The organism is Streptomyces sp. JHA26 (genome assembly GCF_002005565.1).
Classification (GTDB): Bacteria; Actinomycetota; Actinomycetes; order Streptomycetales; family Streptomycetaceae; genus Streptomyces.
In genome coordinates this window covers 15,973-35,058 of record NZ_BDJC01000069.1, presented here as the reverse complement: position 1 = coordinate 35,058, position 19,086 = coordinate 15,973, and the positions used below count along the sequence as shown (strand labels likewise).

Below are 19,086 nucleotides of genomic sequence, written 5' to 3'. Positions count from 1 at the left end.
ATCCTCGCCAAGCGCGTCGAACCCGCCCTGACCGAAGGCGCCGACGTGCCCGGTCTCGACCCGTCCACGGCCGCGCTGGTGGCCGCCTACCGGGAGCTGCGCGGCCGGCGGTGAGCCCGGGGCGGACGGACGGGCGGCGGCGTGCCGTCCGTCTGTCGTAGAATCCCCCGGCGATCATCACGGCGAGTGCTCGGGGGAGCAAAGTGGCACGCACGCGCGGACGTTGGACAGGCGGCAGGCTGACGGCCCGGGCCCTCCTCAATCCCAAGGGGGCGGCGACCGCCGTGTTCCACCCCGCGTGGATCCCGCCCTCGGCCGATCCCTCCATCGAGCAGCTCAAACGCTTCCGGGTCATCGCGGGCGCGGTCGCCTCGCTCGGTGTCTACACCATGTTCGAGGGCGGCTTCAGCGTCACCCAGTTGCTGGAGAACGCGCTGACGGCCTCCGCCGTCCTGCTGTTCATCACCCCGCTGGCGGTCGGTGCGATGCTCTTCGTCTGGCGGCGCACCGGCACCGTGGGGCAGTTGCGGGGCCCACTGTTCGACGCGCTCAAGCTGCTGCTGCTGTTCATCGGCTGCGTCACCGCTCTGGTGCTGCTCGTCACCACGATCAACGCCTCGGGCAACCCGCTGGTGATCATGTTCGGTGGTCTGGCGATGCTGTGGATGCTCGGATTCGTGGTCTGGGGCGCCATCAGGGTCTCCGGGAACTTCTTCGGCACCGCCGCCGTCCACCGCTGCCTCCCGGCTCTGCTGGCCACCGTGACGAGCTGGCTGATGGCCATCCCGGACCTCGTCACCGGTGACCTGCACGGGCTCAGCCTCACCCTGGGCGTCGTCTTCATCCTGGGCGCGCCCGTGACGGTCACCGCGATCGCGCTGCTGGAGATGGGCCGGCTGAAGCGGCGCTACGGAATCCGGCTGAAGGCCCACCCGGCGACCCTCCCGCCGATCCCCGGACACCTCCCGCCGACCGGACCGCCGCACGTGCCGCCGCAGGGCAACCCCTTCGGGTCCCCGTATCCGCCCGCGGGAGCCGGCCACCCGTACGCTCCCGGCCCGCGGAACCCGTACGTGTCGCCGCAGCCGCCGTACGCGCCGCAGCCGCCGTACGCGCCGCAGCCGCCGTACGCGCCGCCGCCGCAACCGCCGTACGCGCCGCACCCGAACGGCTACGGCAACCCCTACTCACCGGGCCCCGACGGGTCCTGACGGCCCGTCCGGAGGCGCCGGGGCACGACAGCCCCCTCCGGTTGCCGCGCAGGCAGAACGCCGGGCCCCAGCGGTGGGACCCGGCGTTCCGGTGTGCGGGGAGCGCGGCTACGCCGAGGCCGGCGGGTACATCGTCCGCGGCAGCCGGGAGGCCGCCGCCGCGTCCAGCAGCCACAGGGTGCGGGCACGGCCCCGCGCCCCGGCCGCCGGGGCCTGGATCTCGCCGGCGTCCGACAGGGCCATCGCCACGGCGTTCGCCTTGTCCTCGCCCGCGGCGAGCAGCCACACCTCACGGGCCGTGCGGATCGCGGGCAGGGTCAGGGACACGCGGGTGGGCGGCGGCTTCGGGGAGCCGTGGACGCCGATCACCGTGCGCTCCGTCTCCCGCACCCCCGGGTGCTCCGGGAACAGCGAGGCCACGTGCGTGTCCGGGCCGACCCCGAGCAGCAGGACGTCGAAGGACGGCACCGCCGCGTGGTTCTCCGGCTCGGCCGCCTTCGCCAGCTCCTCGGCGTACGCCGCCGCGGCGGCCTCCACGTCGGTCCCGTACGGGCCGTCCGAGGCCGGCATCGCGTGGACCCGCTCCGGGTCCAGCGGCACCGCGTCCAGCAGGGCCTCGCGGGCCTGCGTGACGTTGCGCTCCGGGTCGCCCTCCGGCAGGAAGCGCTCGTCGCCCCACCACAGGTCGAGGCGGGACCAGTCGACCGCGTCACGGGCCGGGGACGTCGCCAGCGCGGCCAGCAGGCCGTTGCCGTTGCGGCCACCGGTCAGCACCACGGACGCCGAGCCCCGGGAGGACTGGGCGTCCACGATCTTCGTGATCAGCCGGGCCGCCGCGGCCTCGGCCATCAGCTCCTTGTCCCGGTGCACGACCAGCTGGGGTGTGACACTCACTTCGCCGCCGCCTTCCGCACCGGTGTCCTCTTCCGCGCCGCGTCCTTCGCGGGTGCCTTCGCGGCCGTCTCGACGGGAGCGGGGACCGCGACGGGCCCTTCGCCCGCTTCCGCCTCGGCTGCCGCCGGCGCGCCGAGCCGGTCCACCCCGAAGCGCAGCGCCGAGGCGTACGTGTCGTCCGGGTCGAGGCGCCGCAGCTCCTCCGCGATCAGTTCGGCCGTCTCGCGGCGCTTGAGCGCCACCGCACGGGCCGGCTGCCCCGGGATCGACAACGTCGCGAGCGAGCCGTCGGCCCGGTCCAGGACGACCGGACCGCAGTCGGTGTCCATGCGGACCGCGGTCAGGCCCGGACCGCTGGACGTGGTGCGCTGCACCGGAACGTGCAGCCGGTCCGCGAGCCACATCGCCAGCAGCTCGCAGCTGGGGTTGTCCTCCTCGCCCTCCACCTCGACGCCCTGCACCCGGCAGTCGACCTGGTCCAGGGCCGCCGCGAGCATCGACCGCCACGGGGTGATGCGGGTCCAGGACAGGTCGGTGTCGCCCGGCCGGTAGGCGTCGGCGCGGGCGGCCAGCTCCCGTACCGGCTCCTCGCAGGCGTAGGTGTCGGTGACCCGGCGCTGGGCCAGCGCGCCCAGCGGGTCCCCGGCCGGGTCCAGCGGTGCGTTCACCGGCCACCACACCACGACCGGCGCGTCGGGGAGCAGCAGCGGCAGGACGACCGACTGGGCCTGGTCGACCACGTCGCCGTACAGCCGCAGCACCACCGTCTCGCCGGTGCCCGCGTCGGCGCCGAGGCGGACCTCGGCGTCCAGCCGGGACCGGGTGCGGTCCCGGGGCGAACGCGAGACGCGCTTGATGACGACGAGCGTGCGCGAGGGGTGCTCGTGCGCGGCGTCGCTCGCGGCCTTCAGCGCGTCGTAGGCGTTCTCCTCGTCGGTGACGATGACCAGGGTGAGCACCATGCCGACGGCCGGGGTGCCGATCGCCCGGCGGCCCAGCACCAACGCCTTGTTGATCTTGCTGGACGTGGTGTCCGTGAGGTCTGTCTTCATGGCCGGCGCCAGCTCCGTCCGTCTCGCTCGAGCATCTCGTCCGCCTCGACGGGTCCCCACGTACCGGACGGGTACTGCGCGGGCGTGCCGTGCTCGTCCCAGTACTCCTCGATCGGGTCGAGGATCTTCCAGGACAGCTCGACCTCCTCGGTGCGCGGGAAGAGGTTGGCGTCGCCGAGCAGCACGTCCAGGATCAGGCGCTCGTACGCCTCCGGGCTCGACTCGGTGAAGGACTCGCCGTACGCGAAGTCCATGGACACGTCCCGGATCTCCATCGACGTGCCCGGCACCTTGGAGCCGAAGCGGACGGTGACGCCCTCGTCGGGCTGGACGCGGATGACGATCGCGTTCGACCCCAGTTCCTCGGTGGCCGTCGTGTCGAAGGGGGAGTGCGGGGCCCGCTGGAAGACCACCGCGATCTCGGTGACCCGGCGGCCCAGCCGCTTGCCGGTGCGCAGGTAGAAGGGGACGCCCGCCCAGCGGCGGTTGTCGATCCCGACCTTGATCGCGGCGTAGGTGTCGGTCTTCGACTTCGGGTCGATGCCCTCCTCCTCCAGGTAGCCGACGGCCTTCGCGCCGCCCTGCCACCCCGCCGCGTACTGGCCGCGCACCGTGTCCCGGCCCAGGTCCTTGGGCAGCCGGACCGCGCCGAGCACCTTGGTCTTCTCCGCCGCCAGCGCGTCCGCGTCGAAGGAGGCGGGCTCCTCCATCGCGGTCAGCGCGAGGAGCTGGAGCAGGTGGTTCTGGATGACGTCGCGGGCGGCGCCGATGCCGTCGTAGTAGCCGGCCCGGCCGCCGATGCCGATGTCCTCGGCCATGGTGATCTGCACGTGGTCCACGTAGGACCGGTTCCAGATCGGCTCGAACATCGTGTTGGCGAAGCGCAGCGCCAGGATGTTCTGGACGGTCTCCTTGCCCAGGTAGTGGTCGATGCGGAAGACCTGGTCCGGGGCGAAGACCTCGTGGACGATCGCGTTGAGCTCCTCGGCCGACCTCAGGTCGTGCCCGAACGGCTTCTCGATGACCGCGCGGCGCCAGGAGCCGCCCGTCTGGTCGGCGAGGCCGTGCTTCTTCAGCTGCTGGATGACCACCGGGAAGGACTTCGGCGGCACCGACAGGTAGAAGGCGAAGTTGCCGCCCGTGCCCTGCGCCTTGTCCAGCTCCTCGATGGTGGCGCGCAGCCGCTCGAAGGCCTCGTCGTCGTCGAAGGTGCCCTGGACGAAGCGCATCCCCTGGATGAGCTGCTGCCAGACCTCCTCGCGGAACGGGGTGCGGGAGTGCTCCTTGACGGCGTCGTGCACGACCTGGGCGAAGTCCTCGTGCTCCCAGTCGCGGCGGGCGAAGCCGACGAGAGAGAAGCCCGGCGGCAGCAGACCCCGGTTGGCGAGGTCGTACACGGCGGGCATGAGCTTCTTGCGGGACAGATCACCGGTGACGCCGAAGATGACCAGACCCGACGGCCCCGCGATGCGCGGGAGCCGTCGGTCTGCGGGGTCACGCAGCGGATTGCTGCTCGACAATTCCTAGCCCTCCGAGGGAGCGAGGCGCTTGAGCTCTGCCTCCGTCGACTTCAGCAGGTCGTTCCAGGCGTCCTCGAACTTCTCGACGCCCTCCTTCTCCAGGAGCTGGACCACCTCGTCGTAGGAGATCCCGAGCTTCTCGACCGCGTCGAGGTCGGCGCGGGCCTGCTCGTAGGTGCCGGCGACGGTGTCGCCGGTGATCTCGCCGTGGTCCTCGGTGGCGAACAGCGTCGCCTCCGGCATGGTGTTCACCGTGTTGGGCGCGACCAGGTCGGTGACGTACATGGTGTCGTCGTACGCCTTGTCCTTCACGCCGGTCGACGCCCACAGCGGACGCTGCTTGTTGGCGCCGGCCTTCTCCAGGGCGTTCCAGCGGTCGGAGGAGAAGACCTCCTCGTACGCCTGGTAGGCCAGACGGGCGTTGGCGACGGCGGCCTTGCCGCGCAGCGCCTTGGCCTCGTCGGTGCCCAGCGCGTCGATCCGCTTGTCGATCTCGGTGTCCACGCGGGACACGAAGAAGGACGCCACGGAGTGGATCTGCGACAGGTCCAGGCCGCGCTCCTTGGCCTTCTCCAGGCCGGTCAGGAAGGCGTCCATGACCTTGCGGTAGCGCTCGAGCGAGAAGATCAGCGTGACGTTGACGCTGATGCCCAGGCCGATGGTCTCGGCGATCGCCGGGATGCCCGCCTCGGTGGCCGGGATCTTGATCAGCGTGTTGGGCCGGTCCACCAGCCAGGCGAGCTGCTTGGCCTCGGCGACCGTCGCCCTGGTGTTGTGCGCGAGGCGCGGGTCGACCTCGATGGAGACCCGGCCGTCCTTGCCCCCGGTGCTGTCGAAGACCGGGCGCAGGATGTCGGCGGCGTCGCGGACGTCCGCCGTGGTGATCATCCGGATGGCCTCTTCGACGGTGACCTCGCGGGCGGCCAGGTCGGTCAGCTGCGTGTCGTAGCCGTCGCCCTGCGAGATCGCCTTCTGGAAGATCGACGGGTTGGTGGTGACGCCCACGACGTGCTGCTGGTCGATCAGCTCGGCGAGGTTGCCGGACGTGATCCGCTTGCGCGACAGGTCGTCCAGCCAGATCGCGACGCCTTCATCGGAGAGGCGCTTGAGTGCGTCTGTCATGGAAAATGCATCTCCTACGTGTCGTATACGAGCGTCAGCGCTGTGCTGCGGCGATCGATTCCCTCGCCTTGGCGGCCACGTTCTCGGCAGTGAAGCCGAACTCCTGGAAGAGCAGCTTGCCGTCGGCCGAAGCGCCGAAGTGCTCCAGGGAAACGATGCGGCCGGCGTCCCCGACGTACTTGTGCCAGGTGAGGCCGATCCCGGCCTCGACCGCGACACGGGCCTTCACGGACGGGGGCAGGACGCTGTCCCGGTACCCCTGGTCCTGCTGCTCGAACCACTCGACGGACGGCATCGACACCACGCGGGTCGGCACACCGTCGGCCTGGAGCGCCTCACGGGCCTCCACCGCCACGTGCACCTCGGAGCCGGTGGCGATCAGGATGACCTCGGCGTCGCCGCCCTCGGCCTCGAACAGGACGTAGCCGCCCTTGGCCGCGTCGTCGTTGGCCTCGTACGTCGGCACGCCCTGGCGGGTGAGCGCCAGACCGTGCGGCTGGCCCTTGCCGAACTCCTTCGTCCAGCGGCGCAGGATCTCGCGCCAGGCGATGGCGGTCTCGTTGGCGTCGGCCGGGCGGACCAGGTTCAGGCCGGGGATGGCGCGCAGCGAGGCCAGGTGCTCGACCGGCTGGTGGGTGGGGCCGTCCTCGCCCAGGCCGATGGAGTCGTGCGTCCACACGTAGGTCACCGGCAGGTGCATCAGCGCGGACAGACGCACGGCGTTGCGCATGTAGTCGGAGAACACCAGGAAGGTGCCGCCGTAGATGCGGGTGTTGCCGTGCAGGGCGATGCCGTTCATCTCCGCGGCCATCGCGTGCTCGCGGATGCCGAAGTGGACGGTGCGGCCGTACGGGTCCGCCTCGGGCAGCGGGTTGCCCGCCGGGAGGAAGGACGACGTCTTGTCGATCGTGGTGTTGTTCGAGCCGGCGAGGTCGGCCGAGCCGCCCCACAGCTCGGGGATCACCGCGCCGAGCGCCTGGAGGACCTTGCCGGACGCGGCGCGGGTGGCCACGCCCTTGCCGGTCTCGAAGACCGGGATCTTCTCCTCCCAGCCCTGGGGGAGCTCGCCCTTGGCGATCCGGTCGTACTCGGCGGCGCGCTCGGGGTTGTTGTCCCGCCACTGCTGGTAGGACTTCTCCCACACGGCGCGGGCGGCCTCGCCGCGCTCCAGGGCCTTGCGGGTGTGCGCGATGACCTCGTCGGAGACCTCGAAGGTCTTCTCCGGGTCGAAGCCCAGGACGCGCTTGGTGGCCGCGACCTCCTCGTCACCGAGCGCCGAGCCGTGCGCCGCCTCGGTGTTCTGCGCGTTCGGCGCGGGCCAGGCGATGATCGAGCGCATCGCGATGAAGGACGGCCGGTCGGTGACCTGCTTCGCCGCCTCGATCGCCGCGTACAGCGCGGCCGGGTCCAGGTCGCCGTCGGGCTTCGGGGCGACGCGCTGCACGTGCCAGCCGTAGGCCTCGTAGCGCTTGACGGTGTCCTCGGAGACGGCGGTCTCGGTGTCGCCCTCGATCGAGATGTGGTTGTCGTCCCACAGCAGGATCAGGTTGCCGAGCTTCTGGTGGCCCGCCAGGGAGGACGCCTCGGCGGAGATGCCCTCCTGGAGGCAGCCGTCACCGGCGATGCAGTAGACGAAGTGGTCGAACGGGGACTCCCCCTCGGGAGCCTCCGGGTCGAACAGGCCGCGCTCGTAGCGGGCGGCCATCGCCATGCCCACCGCGTTGGCGACGCCCTGGCCCAGCGGCCCGGTCGTCGTCTCCACGCCCGTGGTGTGGCCGTACTCGGGGTGACCCGGGGTCTTGGAACCCCACGTCCGGAAGGACTTCAGGTCGTCCAGCTCCAGGCCGAAGCCGGCCAGGTACAGCTGGGTGTAGAGGGTCAGGGACGAGTGACCGGCGGACAGCACGAAACGGTCGCGTCCGACCCAGTCGGCGTCGGCCGGGTCGTGCCGCATCACCTTCTGGAAGAGGGTGTAGGCGGCGGGCGCCAGGCTCATCGCCGTACCCGGATGGCCGTTGCCAACCTTCTGTACGGCGTCGGCGGCCAGGACGCGGGCGGTGTCCACGGCCCGCTGGTCCAGCTCGGTCCACTCGAGGTCTGTGGTGGTCGGCTTGGTGCTCACCCTGGGTCAGGGCTCCTCTCCACATGATCGGATGCCGGTGCACGTGGCGCCCACCGGCTGCCGGCGCATTCGTGCGTCGGCCGGCCGGTGTCGAGCCTACCCCCGTAAGTACGTGCGTTTTTCCGTTGGAAACCAGACTGCCGGGACTCTCGCGAGTCCGCCTGCCGACTGGGTGAAACCGCATTCGGCAAGTGAATACGCGGCCGCTCATCTGACCGCTCAATCGACTCTCCGCATGCACGTCGGAGCGCCCTCCACAACACGAACGCACCCCCGCGAATGCCGGGGTCTGGGCAACGTCTAAAGTGGCGTGGTACGCGCGAGCCTTTACCGCCACTTCACGGGCGGGCTCGCTGGGAGTCTCTGTCAGGGGTGTGCGTGACGGCCGTTGAATCCCGTCCTGCGGGTGGGGGTACCTCCCATGCCCTCAAGGCAATGGGGGAAATCGGGACGAGCCAGAGCCCGAGTCACCGGCCGTTCGGGGCCCGTGTCAAGGCGTTCGTGGCGCTGACCAAGCCGCGGATCATCGAGCTTCTGCTGATCACCACCGTTCCGGTGATGTTCCTGGCCGAGCAGGGCGTGCCGGATCTGTGGCTGGTGCTGCTCACCTGCGTGGGCGGCTACCTGTCCGCGGGCGGCGCCAACGCGCTGAACATGTACATCGACCGCGACATCGACGCGCTGATGGACCGCACCTCGCAGCGCCCCCTGGTGACCGGCATGGTCAGTCCGCGCGAGTGCCTCGCCTTCGGCATCACCCTCGCGGTGGTCTCGACGCTGCTCTTCGGCCTCGCCGTCAACTGGCTCTCGGCGTGGCTGTCGCTGGGCGCACTCCTGTTCTACGTCGTGGTCTACACGATGATCCTCAAGCGCCGCACCTCGCAGAACATCGTCTGGGGCGGCATCGCGGGCTGTCTGCCGGTGCTGATCGGCTGGTCCGCCGTGACCGACTCGATGTCGTGGGCGCCGGTCATCCTCTTCCTGGTCATGTTCTTCTGGACGCCGCCGCACTACTGGCCGCTGTCCATGAAGGTCAAGGAGGACTACGCCCGCGTCGGCGTCCCGATGCTCCCCGTCATCGCCTCCAACAAGGTCGTCGCCCGGCAGATCGTGATCTACAGCTGGGTCATGGTCGCGGTGTCCCTGCTGCTGACCCCGCTGGGCTACACCGGCTGGTTCTACACGGCCGTCGCCCTGCTGGCCGGCGGCATGTGGCTGTGGGAGGCCCACGGGCTGCAGAACCGCGCCAAGGCCGAGGTCACGGGCGCCAAGCTCAAGGAGATGCGGCTGTTCCACTGGTCCATCACCTATGTGTCGGTGCTGTTCCTGGCGATCGCGGTGGACCCCTTCCTGCGCTGACGCCCCACCGGTCCGGGCGACGGGCGGGGTGCGTGGTCAAGGCCACGCACCCCGCCCGTCGCCGTTCGATCTACCCGTCGGTAGCATCCTGGGCATGGCAGACACGCAGCAGGCTGACGCGAAGGCCGAGCGCCGGGTGACCCGGCTGGCCCGGCGGATCGACTCCTTCTCCAAGGCGCACGGCGGAGCCGAGGGCCAGGTGGCCCACATCGGCGAGCGCGGCGCCCGCATCGTCCTCGTCGGCGGGGACGGCGGCTGGGGCGACCTGGTCGCGCCCTCCTGCGAGATCGCGCGGAAGGCCGTGGAGAAGTCCGGGATCACCGTCCACGAGGACTTCGACGGCGAGTTCGCGGCCAAGGTCACGACCGGCCCGTACGAGTGGTCGCGCATGGCGGGCATCCAGATCGGCGGGCCGAGCAACACCTGACCCGGGGCTCACCCGTTAGGACCGTAGGAAGCCGCACAGCGCACGGTCCCGACGCGGGGAGTCCGGATGATCGAAACACCGTCCCTGGTGGACCAGTACTGCCACGGCGTCCTGAGAACGGAGCTGGGCCTCGGCACCTTCGAGGCCCAGCTGGCCCGCACCGAGGGGCCGCCCGCGCCGGGCACCACCCTCTTCGACACCCAGACCGGCTTCGCGGTGCGCCGCTGGTGCCCGCCCCTGCTCGGCCTGGAACCGCACTGCCCGCCCGCCCGCTACCTCGCCCGACGCCGCGAGCTCGGCGTCCTGGAGACGGACCGCAGGCTGCTGCGCGGCAGCGGCATCACCACGTACCTGGTCGACGCGGACCTGCCCGGCGACCTCACCGGCCCCGCCGAGCTGGCCGGCGCGGCGGACGCCGACGCCCACGCGATCGTGCGCCTGGAACTGCTGGCCGAGCAGGTCGCCGACACCTCCGGCACCGTCGAGTCCTTCCTCGCCAACCTCGCCGAGGCCGTCCACGGCGCCGCCGCGTACGCGGTCGCCTTCACCTCCGTCGCCGGTGCGCGGCACGGTCTGGCGTTCACCCCGGAGCCGCCGGGCCCCGGCGAGGTGCGCGGCGCCGCCGCCCGCTGGCTGGCCGGGCGCGAGGTGGGCGGCGAGCTGAGCGACCCCGTCCTGCTGCGCCACCTGCTGTGGACCGCCGTCGCCTCCGGACTGCCGCTGCAACTGCACGCGGGGCTCGGCGGACCGGGCCTGCGCACCGACCCCGCCGACCCCGCGCTGCTGACCGGCTTCGTGCGGGCCACCGCCGGCCTCGGCACCGACCTGGTCCTGCTGCACGGCTACCCGTACCACCGCCACGCCGCCCACCTGGCCGGAGCCTTCCCGCACGTCTACGCCGACTCCGGCGCCGCCCTGGTACGCACCGGCGCCCGCGCCGCGACCGTGCTCGCGGAGACCCTGGAGCTGGCCCCCTTCGGCAAGATCCTGTTCTCCAGCGGCGCCCAGGGCCTGCCCGAGCTGCACGTCGTGGGCGCCCGCCTGTTCCGCGAGGCCCTCGACCGGGTGCTCGGCACCTGGGTGGCCGAGGGCGCGTGGGCGCGGGCGGACGCACAGCGGGTGGCCGAGATGATCGCGTCGGGCAACGCGCACCGGGTGTACGGACTGGAGTGAGCCGCACATACTGATCCGATGCCGACCGACGCGCTGCTCGACCGCTTCCTCACCGGCCTGACGCCCCTCGGCCCGGTCGCCGTCTGGGCCCACGGCTCACTGGGCGGGGGCGACTACCAGGAGGGCCGCAGCGACCTCGACCTGATCGCCGTCCTGCCCCGGCCGGCCACGGCCCGCACGGCCTGGCGGCTGGGTCTGCTCCACGCCCGCCTGCGCGAGGCACCCCTGGCCGGGCGGCTGCACTGCACCTATCTGTCGCCCGACACCGCCGCCGACCCCGAGCGGCGGCACCTGACCTGGGCCCACCGGCAGCTGTTCAAACGAACGGTCACCCCGGTCACCCGGCGGGAGCTGCACAGCTTCGGACGCGTCCTGCACGGCGCGTCGCCGGACCTCCTGCTGCCGCCGGTGCCGGACGCGGAACTGGCCGAGTACGTCGTCCGCAACGAACGCGACTACTGGCGGCCGGCCGTGCGCCGGGCGGAGCTGTGGCGCGAGGACGTCTGGGTCGACCTGGGCCTGCTCACCTTCGCCCGCGCCACCGTCACACTGCGGGACGGCCGCCTGATCACCAAGCGGGAAGCCCTGGACGAGCTGCCCGCCCTCGGCGCCCCCGGTGAGGTCGTCGAGGACATCGCACGGCGACGCTACGGGACCCCCGCGCCGCCCGCGCCGGACTGGACCGCCCGCCGCGGCGAGCTGACCCGGGACTACCTGGGGCCGGCCATCGACGCGCTGGTGGCCGCGTACTCCTGAACCGGCAGCTCGGGCGCCGCGTCCTCGGGGCGTTCGCGCAGCGCCAGCAGCACCCGCAGCACCCCGATCCACACCAGGCACGAGCCGAACATGTGCAGGCCGACCAGGACCTCGGGGAGGTCGGTGAAGTACTGCACGTAGCCGATGAGGCCCTGCGCGAGCAGGATCAGGAACAGGTCGCGGGTGCGGTCCAGCGGTCCCCTGGGCGCGTCGACCGCCTTCAGCACGAACCACAGCGCGAACGTCAGCGTCACCACGATCCACGCCAGCACGGCGTGTCCCTTGGTGATCATCTCCCAGTCGACCGGCATCCGGGGGACGTCGCTGGAGTCACCGGCGTGCGGACCGGCACCGGTGACCACCGTGCCGACCAGGACGAGCAGCCCCGAGGCGGCGATCAACACCCACACCAGCTGCTGGACCGCCTTGCCGACCAGGGGGCGCGGTGCCGCGTCGCCCTCCCGGGTGCGCTGCCACATCACCGTGGCCAGGGTGATCAGCGCCGTCGTCGCGACGAAGTGGGCGGCGACGGTGTACGGGTTCAGCCCGACGAGCACGACGATCCCGCCGAGGACGGCGTTGCTCATCACGACCCAGAACTGCGCCCACCCGAGCAGGGTGAGGCTGCGCCGGTACGGCTTCTGCGACCGTGCGGCGATGATGGCCCAGCCGACCGCGGCGCACAGCACGTAGGTGAGCATGCGGTTGCCGAACTCGATGACGCCGTGGAAGCCCATCGCGCTCGTGGTGGTCAGCGAGTCGTCGGTGCACTTGGGCCAGGTCGGACAGCCCAGTCCCGACCCGGTGAGCCGGACGGCACCGCCGGTGATCACGATGATCACCGACATGACGACGGGTGCGAGGGCCGCCCGCTGGACCGTCCGGGGTTCCGGGGTCCAGCGCGCGGCGATGAAGGCGAGCGGGTTGCGCACCGCGGCTGCGGCGTCGGCGCGGGTCACGTTTGGCACGCCGTCCATCGTAGGCGGCCGCTTGTGCACGCGTTCACGAGGGTGGCCCATCGGGCGTACTCCTACTCCCAGCGGAAGAACTTCCCGGCCGCCGCGAGCCCCACGACCGCCCACCCGGCGAGGATCCCGAGGTCGCCCCACGGCACCCCGGCCCCGTGCTGCAGCACGTCCCGCAGGCCGTCCGACAGGGCGGAGACCGGCAGCAGACCGAGGACGTCCCGCGCCGCGTCCGGGAACTTGTCCAGCGGCACGATCACCCCGCCGCCCACCAGCAGCAGCAGGAAGACCAGGTTGGCGGCGGCGAGCGTGGCCTCCGCCTTGAGCGTGCCGGCCATGAGCAGCCCGAGCCCGGAGAAGGCGGCCGTGCCGAGCACCATGAGCAGCAGCACGGTGAACGGGCTGCCGTGCGGCGACCAGCCCAGCGCGAAGGCGATCACGGTCAGCAGGACCACCTGGAGGACCTCGGTGACCAGCACGGACACCGTCTTCGCGGTCATCAGGCCCCAGCGCGGCAGCGGGGAGGCGGCGAGCCGCTTCAGCACCCCGTAGCGGCGCTCGAAGCCGGTGGCGATGGCCTGTCCGGTGAACGCCGTCGACAGCACGGCCAGCGCCAGGACGCCGGGAGCGAGGAAGTCCACGGCCTCGCCCTCGCCGGTGTCGACGATGTCGACCGAGCTGAACAGCACCAGCAGCAGCGTCGGGATGATCACCGTCAGCAGCAGCTGCTCGCCGTTGCGCAGCAGCATCTTCGTCTCGAGCGCGGCCTGCGTCGCGATCATGCGGCCGAGCGGCGCGGCGCCGGGCCGGGGGGTGTAGGTGCCCGTGGGCGTTGTCGTCGTCATGCGCGCAGTTCCTTGCCCGTGAGCTCCAGGAAGACGTCCTCCAGCGTGTGCCGCTCCACCGAGATGCGGTCCGGCATCACCCCGTGCTGGGCGCACCAGGAGGTCACCGTGGCCAGCAGTTGCGGGTCGACCTTGCCGACGACGCGGTAGGAGCCCGGGATCAGCTCGGCGGCGGAGGAGTCCGCGGGGAGGGCCTTGAGCAGCGAGGCCACGTCGAGCCCGGGCCGGCCGGTGAAGCGCAGCGTGTTCTCGGCGCCGCCGCGGCACAGCTCCTCGGGCGCGCCCTGGGCGACGACCCGGCCGGCGTCGATGATCGCCACGTCGTCGGCCAGCTGCTCGGCCTCGTCCATGTAGTGCGTGGTGAGGATCACCGAGACGCCGTCGGCGCGCAGGTCCCGCACGAGGTCCCAGGTGGCGCGGCGGGCCTGCGGGTCCAGGCCCGCGGTCGGCTCGTCCAGGAACACCAGCTCGGGACGGCCGACCACGGCCATCGCCAGGGCGAGCCGCTGCTGCTGGCCCCCGGAGAGCCTGCGGTACGTCGTCCGGCCGCAGGAGCCCAGGCCCAGCCGCTCGATCAGGGCGTCGACGTCCAGGGGGTGGGCGTGCAGCTTCGCGACGTGGCGCAGCATCTCGTCCGCGCGGGCGCCGGAGTAGACGCCGCCGGACTGGAGCATCACGCCGATCCGGGGACGCAGCTCGGGACCCTGCCGCACCGGGTCCAGGCCCAGGACGCGCACCGTGCCGGAGTCCGGCCTGCGGTACCCCTCACAGGTCTCGACGGTGGTCGTCTTGCCGGCCCCGTTGGGGCCGAGCACGGCGGTGACACCCGCCCGGGCCACCAGGTCGAGGCCGTCCACCGCGGTCTTCGTGCCGTACCGCTTCACCAGGGCCTGGACCTGGACCACGGGCTCGCTTCGCATGGGTCACGAGTCTAGGGACGCCGGCGGGGGCTCAGGCGCGGGGGTGCGCGATGTCCTCCGCACGGGGACGGTGCAGCGGCAGCCACCGCTCGGCGTAGGCGACCGCGTCCGCCAGCGGGAACAGCCGTACGTCGGCCGCGCCGATCCTGCCGCGGACGACGGGCCGGTCCCGCTCGAAGTCGTGGCCCAGCTCGTCGAACCGGTCCGAGGTGATCGAGACCTCGGTCACCCGCTCCCAGCCCACCGGCCCCGGCCGGCCCACCTCGACCAGCGGGGAGGGGATCCGGTACTCGGCGAGGTGGAAGGCGGTGCAGGAGGCGTAGCCCGCCCCGAGCAGGAGGATCCGCGCACCCAGCCGCTCCAGGGTCGCCAGCGGGCTGCGCTCGCCCAGCCGGCAGTCGGTGGCGTGCCCCGCGACCACCTCGGCGGCGCGCGGGCCGAGAGCCGCGAAGGACGTCTGCGGGTGCGCGCTGCGCAGGGCGCCCGGCCAGGTGCGCACGGTCTCGGGGACCACCCCGACCCCGCGCGAGGGCGTGATCAGCGGGTCGTAGGCGGGCATCGCGGCGCGGACGGTGTCCCACCACTCCTCGGGCACCGGCGGGTCGCTCCACAGGGCCGGGTCGGAGAGGTCGCCGGTCTGGGTGGGGACCACCAGGGTGCCGTCCGGGCCGAGCGCGTCGAGGAGGCCCTGGACGACCGCGACGGGTCCTCCGCAGACCCAGCCGAGCGAGCTGAGGGAGGAGTGCACGAGGAGGACGTCGTCGGTCCGGACGCCCAGCTCGCGCAGTCCGGCGGCGATCGTGCCGCGGGTGACGAGTGGGCCGGTCGGAACGGGTGCGGGCATGCGGGCGAGTCTCGCCGAAGCGGGCCCGGGGCGCCAGCGTCCTGATCGATCAAAGATCGTTTCCGCAGGTCACGTTAGGCAGGCCTAAGTGACGCAGGGCACCTTCCGGGCCTCCGGACGCGGCTTGCCCGCCCTCGAGGAATTACGCAACAATGGCGTTGTGAAAAACGTTGGCGAGGCTCCGCAGGAGGAACTCGCGACCGGTGAGCGGTCCACCCGCAACCGCGTCGCGCGCTCCATCCTGGACCACGGGCCGTCGACCGTCGCCGAGCTCGCCGGGCGCCTGGGCCTGACCCAGGCCGCCGTCCGGCGCCACCTCGACGCCCTGGTCGCCGACGACGTGGTCGAAGCCCGTGAACAGCGGGTCTACGGCACGCGTACGCGCGGGCGCCCGGCCAAGGTCTTCGCACTCACCGACTGCGGTCGCGACGCCTTCGACCAGTCGTACGACAAGCTCGCCGCGGACGCCCTGCGCTGGATCGCCGAGCAGGAGGGCGGGGAGCAGGCGATCGCCGCCTTCGCCCGGGCCCGGATCGCCGCCCAGGCGGGCGCGTACCGCAAGGCGGTCGAGGGCGCCGCCCCCGAGCAGCGCACGCAAGCCCTGGCCAAGGCCCTGAGCGCGGACGGGTACGCTGCTACCGCGCGCAGCGCGCCCCGGCCCCAGCAGGGTGAGCAGCTCTGCCAGCACCACTGCCCGGTCGCCCACGTCGCCGAGCAGTTCCCGCAGCTGTGCGAGGCGGAGACGGAATTTTTCGCCGAGCTGCTCGGTACGCATGTGCAGCGGCTCGCGACCATCGCGCACGGCGACGGCGTCTGCACCACGTACGTCCCCAAGACTTCCAAGACCAACGACAACGCATCCGCAAGCACGGCCGGGAGGAACCCCGCATGACTCTCCCCACGGAGACTGCTCACCCTGAGCTCGAGGGCCTGGGCAAGTACGAGTACGGCTGGGCCGACTCCGACACGGCCGGCGCCTCCGCCAGGCGCGGCATCGACGAGGACGTCGTCCGGGACATCTCCGACAAGAAGTCCGAGCCGGAGTGGATGACCAAGCTCCGTCTCAAGGGCCTGAAGCTGTTCGAGAAGAAGCCCATGCCGAACTGGGGCTCGGACCTGTCGGGCATCGACTTCGACAACATCAAGTACTTCGTGCGCTCCACGGAGAAGCAGGCGGAGTCCTGGGAGGACCTGCCCGAGGACATCAAGAACACGTACGACAAGCTCGGCATCCCCGAGGCGGAGAAGCAGCGCCTCGTCGCCGGTGTCGCGGCCCAGTACGAGTCCGAGGTCGTCTACCACCAGATCCGCGAGGACCTGGAGGAGCAGGGCGTCATCTTCCTCGACACCGACACCGCGCTGAAGGAGCACCCGGAGCTCTTCAAGGAGTACTTCGGCACGGTCATCCCGGCCGGCGACAACAAGTTCGCCGCGCTGAACACCGCCGTGTGGTCCGGCGGCTCCTTCATCTACGTGCCGAAGGGCGTGCACGTCGAGATCCCGCTGCAGGCCTACTTCCGCATCAACACGGAGAACATGGGCCAGTTCGAGCGGACCCTGATCATCGTCGACGAGGGTGCCTACGTGCACTACGTCGAGGGCTGCACGGCTCCGATCTACAAGTCGGACTCCCTGCACAGCGCCGTGGTCGAGATCATCGTCAAGAAGAACGCCCGCTGCCGCTACACGACCATCCAGAACTGGTCGAACAACGTCTACAACCTGGTCACCAAGCGCGCCGTGGCGTACGAGGGCGCGACCATGGAGTGGATCGACGGCAACATCGGCTCCAAGGTGACGATGAAGTACCCGGCCGTCTACCTGATGGGCGAGCACGCCAAGGGCGAGACGCTGTCCATCGCCTTCGCCGGCGAGGGCCAGCACCAGGACGCCGGCTCCAAGATGGTCCACATGGCGCCGAACACCTCCTCCAACATCGTGTCGAAGTCCGTGGCGCGCGGCGGCGGCCGCACCTCCTACCGCGGCCTCGTCGAGATCGGCGAGGGCGCCCACGGCTCCAAGTCGAACGTGCTGTGCGACGCGCTGCTCGTCGACACCATCTCCCGCTCCGACACGTACCCCTACGTGGACGTCCGCGAGGACGACGTGTCCATGGGCCACGAGGCGACCGTCTCCAAGGTCTCCGAGGACCAGCTCTTCTACCTGATGAGCCGCGGTCTGAGCGAGTTCGAGGCGATGGCGATGATCGTGCGCGGCTTCGTCGAGCCGATCGCCAAGGAGCTGCCCATGGAGTACGCCCTCGAGCTCAACCGGCTGATCGAGCTGCAGATGGAGGGCGCGGTCGGCTGACCCCGCTCCGCACCGCAGTCCCCAGATCCAGGAACGTAGGAAGAGAGCAGACCGACAGCCATGGCTGAGGCTCAGAACATCCCCGTGGGCTCCACCACCGCGGGTCAGATCGCGGTGGCCGCGGAGTCGACCGTCGCCACGCGCATGAGCGCACCCGCGTCCTTCGACGTGGCGGACTTCCCGGTCCCCCACGGCCGCGAGGAGGAATGGCGGTTCACCCCGCTGGAGCGCCTGCGCGGACTGCACGACGGCACCGCGGTCGCCACCGGTGACGGCGTGAAGGTCGACATCGACGCGCCCGAGGGCGTCGTCGTCGAGACCGTCGGCCGCGACGACGCGCGCATCGGCAAGGCCGGCACCCCCGTGGACCGGGTCGCCGCCCAGGCCTTCTCGGCGTTCGAGAAGGCCGGCGTGATCACCGTCCCCAAGGAGACGGTCCTCACCGAGCCGATCCGCATCGCCGTGCACGGCCAGGGCGGCACCGCCTTCGCCCACCAGGTCGTCGAGCTGGGCGCCTTCGCCGAGGCCGTGGTGGTCATCGACCACACCGGCGACGCGGTGCTCGCCGCCAACGTCGACTACGTCCTGGGCGACGGCGCCAAGCTGACCGTCGTCTCCGTCCAGGACTGGGACGACAAGGCCGTCCACGTCGGCCAGCACAACGCGCTGATCGGCCGCGACGCCGGCTTCAAGTCCTTCGTGGTCACCTTCGGCGGCGACCTGGTCCGGCTGCACCCGCGCGTGACCTACGCCGGTCCCGGCGGCGAGGCCGAGCTGTTCGGCCTGTACTTCACCGACGCCGGCCAGCACCAGGAGCACCGCCTCCTGGTCGACCACAACGTCCCGCACTGCAAGTCGAACGTCGCCTACAAGGGCGCGCTCCAGGGCGACGACGCGCACGCGGTCTGGATCGGCGACGTGCTCATCGAGGCCGCGGCCGAGGGCACCGACACCTACGAGATGAACCGCAACCTCGTCCTCACCGACGGCGCGCGGGTCGACTCCGTGCCGAACCTGGAGATCGAGACCGGCGAGATCGTCGGCGCCGGCCACGCCTCCGCCACCGGCCGCTTCGACGACGAGCAGCTCTTCTACCTGATGGCCCGCGGCATCCCCGAGCTGGACGCCCGCCGCCTGGTGGTCCACGGCTTCTTCGCCGAGCTGGTCCAGCAGATCGGCGTCGCGGACATCGAGGAGCGCCTGCTCGCCAAGATCGCGGAAGAGCTGGAGGCGTCGGTCGCATGACCTTCGTACGCGTCTGTGGAGCGGACGAGCTGGAGGAGGACACCCCGAAGCGGGTGGAACTCGACGGCACGCCGATCTCCGTCGTGCGGACCGAGGGCGAGGTCTTCGCGATCCACGACATCTGCTCGCACGCGAACGTCTCGCTCGCCGAGGGCGAGGTCGACGACTGCCACATCGAGTGCTGGCTGCACGGCTCGCGCTTCGACCTCCGCTCGGGCAAGCCCGACAGTCTTCCGGCGACGCGCCCCGTCCCCGTATATCCCGTAAAGATCGAAGGGGACGACGTGCTCGTCTCCCTCACCCAGGAGTCCTGAGGCACCC

General features: G+C 71.5%; 18 protein-coding genes. 9 read left to right on the top strand and 9 right to left on the bottom strand.

What is annotated here, in order from left to right; translation table 11 throughout:
• The first annotated feature begins 203 nt into the window (after window positions 1-203).
• Window positions 204-1,211, top strand: a complete 1,008-nt coding sequence (locus tag JHAT_RS29595; RefSeq protein WP_077801353.1) for a hypothetical protein — start codon at window positions 204-206, stop codon at window positions 1,209-1,211.
• 108 nt (window positions 1,212-1,319) lie between these two features.
• Here the strand turns inward: JHAT_RS29595 and pgl are convergent, their stop codons facing one another.
• The 5 genes from pgl to tkt are packed head-to-tail and all read right to left on the bottom strand — an operon-like array spanning window position 1,320 to window position 7,921.
• The gene (gene pgl, locus JHAT_RS29590) at window positions 1,320-2,105 is read right to left on the bottom strand and encodes a 6-phosphogluconolactonase (RefSeq protein WP_077801352.1); all 786 of its coding nucleotides are present in this window, start codon (window positions 2,103-2,105) and stop codon (window positions 1,320-1,322) included.
• Window positions 2,102-3,157: a glucose-6-phosphate dehydrogenase assembly protein OpcA gene (gene opcA, locus JHAT_RS29585; protein WP_077801351.1), complete on the bottom strand. Its 1,056-nt coding sequence runs from the start codon at window positions 3,155-3,157 to the stop codon at window positions 2,102-2,104. The genes pgl and opcA overlap by 4 nt, the downstream gene beginning before the upstream one ends.
• Window positions 3,154-4,677, bottom strand: coding sequence for a glucose-6-phosphate dehydrogenase (gene zwf, locus JHAT_RS29580; protein WP_077801350.1), 1,524 nt, complete (start codon window positions 4,675-4,677; stop codon window positions 3,154-3,156). The genes opcA and zwf overlap by 4 nt, the downstream gene beginning before the upstream one ends.
• A 3-nt stretch (window positions 4,678-4,680) precedes the next feature.
• Window positions 4,681-5,799, bottom strand: a complete 1,119-nt coding sequence (tal, locus tag JHAT_RS29575) for a transaldolase (protein WP_077801349.1) — start codon at window positions 5,797-5,799, stop codon at window positions 4,681-4,683.
• Between the two features lie 34 nt (window positions 5,800-5,833).
• Complete coding sequence (gene tkt / locus JHAT_RS29570) at window positions 5,834-7,921, bottom strand: transketolase (RefSeq protein WP_077801348.1); 2,088 nt, start codon at window positions 7,919-7,921, stop codon at window positions 5,834-5,836.
• A gap of 372 nt (window positions 7,922-8,293) precedes the next feature.
• On the opposite strand from tkt, the gene JHAT_RS29560 reads away from it, so the two are divergent.
• From JHAT_RS29560 to JHAT_RS29545, 4 genes are all read left to right on the top strand, one after another.
• Entirely contained in the window at window positions 8,294-9,280 is a 987-nt protein-coding gene (locus JHAT_RS29560) for a heme o synthase (protein ID WP_077801347.1), read from the top strand.
• A 94-nt stretch (window positions 9,281-9,374) separates the two neighbouring features.
• On the top strand, window positions 9,375-9,707 hold the full coding sequence (locus JHAT_RS29555) for a hypothetical protein (protein ID WP_171991123.1): 333 nt from the start codon (window positions 9,375-9,377) through the stop codon (window positions 9,705-9,707).
• A gap of 66 nt (window positions 9,708-9,773) precedes the next feature.
• Window positions 9,774-10,880 (top strand): amidohydrolase family protein, encoded by a 1,107-nt coding sequence (locus JHAT_RS29550; protein ID WP_077801345.1) that lies wholly within the window; start codon window positions 9,774-9,776, stop codon window positions 10,878-10,880.
• An 18-nt stretch (window positions 10,881-10,898) separates the two neighbouring features.
• The gene (locus tag JHAT_RS29545) at window positions 10,899-11,636 is read left to right on the top strand and encodes a nucleotidyltransferase domain-containing protein (protein ID WP_077801344.1); all 738 of its coding nucleotides are present in this window, start codon (window positions 10,899-10,901) and stop codon (window positions 11,634-11,636) included.
• Here the strand turns inward: JHAT_RS29545 and JHAT_RS29540 are convergent.
• Genes JHAT_RS29540 through JHAT_RS29525 form a run of 4 tightly spaced genes read right to left on the bottom strand, consistent with a single transcriptional unit; the run spans window position 11,591 to window position 15,210 of the window.
• Window positions 11,591-12,613, bottom strand: a complete 1,023-nt coding sequence (locus JHAT_RS29540; protein ID WP_253195651.1) for a heme A synthase — start codon at window positions 12,611-12,613, stop codon at window positions 11,591-11,593. The two genes, JHAT_RS29545 and JHAT_RS29540, sit on opposite strands and share 46 nt — an antisense overlap.
• Before the next feature lie 53 nt (window positions 12,614-12,666).
• Window positions 12,667-13,446 carry an ABC transporter permease gene (locus JHAT_RS29535; protein WP_077801342.1) on the bottom strand — a complete coding sequence of 260 codons (780 nt, stop codon included), beginning with the start codon at window positions 13,444-13,446 and terminating at the stop codon, window positions 12,667-12,669.
• Window positions 13,443-14,366: an ABC transporter ATP-binding protein gene (locus JHAT_RS29530; protein WP_077801341.1), complete on the bottom strand. Its 924-nt coding sequence runs from the start codon at window positions 14,364-14,366 to the stop codon at window positions 13,443-13,445. The genes JHAT_RS29535 and JHAT_RS29530 overlap by 4 nt, the downstream gene beginning before the upstream one ends.
• A 31-nt stretch (window positions 14,367-14,397) precedes the next feature.
• A complete protein-coding gene (locus JHAT_RS29525; RefSeq protein WP_077801340.1) occupies window positions 14,398-15,210 on the bottom strand; it encodes an aminoglycoside N(3)-acetyltransferase in 813 nt (270 codons plus the stop codon).
• Between the two features lie 160 nt (window positions 15,211-15,370).
• Here JHAT_RS29525 and JHAT_RS29520 point away from each other — a divergent pair, with 160 nt between their 5' ends.
• From JHAT_RS29520 to JHAT_RS29505, 4 genes are read left to right on the top strand one after another with little or no spacing between them, the layout of a single operon-like run.
• A complete protein-coding gene (locus JHAT_RS29520; protein WP_077801339.1) occupies window positions 15,371-16,102 on the top strand; it encodes a metalloregulator ArsR/SmtB family transcription factor in 732 nt (243 codons plus the stop codon).
• Window positions 16,099-17,520 (top strand): Fe-S cluster assembly protein SufB, encoded by a 1,422-nt coding sequence (gene sufB, locus JHAT_RS29515; RefSeq protein WP_077801338.1) that lies wholly within the window; start codon window positions 16,099-16,101, stop codon window positions 17,518-17,520. Before JHAT_RS29520 ends, sufB begins: the two co-directional genes overlap by 4 nt.
• 60 nt (window positions 17,521-17,580) lie before the next feature.
• Complete coding sequence (gene sufD, locus JHAT_RS29510; RefSeq protein WP_077801337.1) at window positions 17,581-18,765, top strand: Fe-S cluster assembly protein SufD; 1,185 nt, start codon at window positions 17,581-17,583, stop codon at window positions 18,763-18,765.
• Window positions 18,762-19,079 (top strand): non-heme iron oxygenase ferredoxin subunit, encoded by a 318-nt coding sequence (locus JHAT_RS29505; protein ID WP_019329250.1) that lies wholly within the window; start codon window positions 18,762-18,764, stop codon window positions 19,077-19,079. The genes sufD and JHAT_RS29505 overlap by 4 nt, the downstream gene beginning before the upstream one ends.
• The last annotated feature ends 7 nt before the right edge of the window (window positions 19,080-19,086 follow it).

Bases quoted from the DNA above. Each gene is read 5' to 3' on its own strand.
- opcA (WP_077801351.1), bottom strand. From the start codon at position 3,157: ATGAAGACAGACCTCACGGACACCACGTCCAGCAAGATCAACAAGGCG.
- tal (WP_077801349.1), bottom strand. From the start codon at position 5,799: ATGACAGACGCACTCAAGCGCCTCTCCGATGAAGGCGTCGCGATCTGG.
- JHAT_RS29555 (WP_171991123.1), top strand. From the start codon at position 9,375: ATGGCAGACACGCAGCAGGCTGACGCGAAGGCCGAGCGCCGGGTGACC.
- JHAT_RS29550 (WP_077801345.1), top strand. From the start codon at position 9,774: ATGATCGAAACACCGTCCCTGGTGGACCAGTACTGCCACGGCGTCCTG.
- JHAT_RS29545 (WP_077801344.1), top strand. From the start codon at position 10,899: ATGCCGACCGACGCGCTGCTCGACCGCTTCCTCACCGGCCTGACGCCC.
- JHAT_RS29540 (WP_253195651.1), bottom strand. From the start codon at position 12,613: ATGGACGGCGTGCCAAACGTGACCCGCGCCGACGCCGCAGCCGCGGTG.
- JHAT_RS29535 (WP_077801342.1), bottom strand. From the start codon at position 13,446: ATGACGACGACAACGCCCACGGGCACCTACACCCCCCGGCCCGGCGCC.
- JHAT_RS29530 (WP_077801341.1), bottom strand. From the start codon at position 14,366: ATGCGAAGCGAGCCCGTGGTCCAGGTCCAGGCCCTGGTGAAGCGGTAC.
- JHAT_RS29525 (WP_077801340.1), bottom strand. From the start codon at position 15,210: ATGCCCGCACCCGTTCCGACCGGCCCACTCGTCACCCGCGGCACGATC.
- sufB (WP_077801338.1), top strand. From the start codon at position 16,099: ATGACTCTCCCCACGGAGACTGCTCACCCTGAGCTCGAGGGCCTGGGC.
- sufD (WP_077801337.1), top strand. From the start codon at position 17,581: ATGGCTGAGGCTCAGAACATCCCCGTGGGCTCCACCACCGCGGGTCAG.
- JHAT_RS29505 (WP_019329250.1), top strand. From the start codon at position 18,762: ATGACCTTCGTACGCGTCTGTGGAGCGGACGAGCTGGAGGAGGACACC.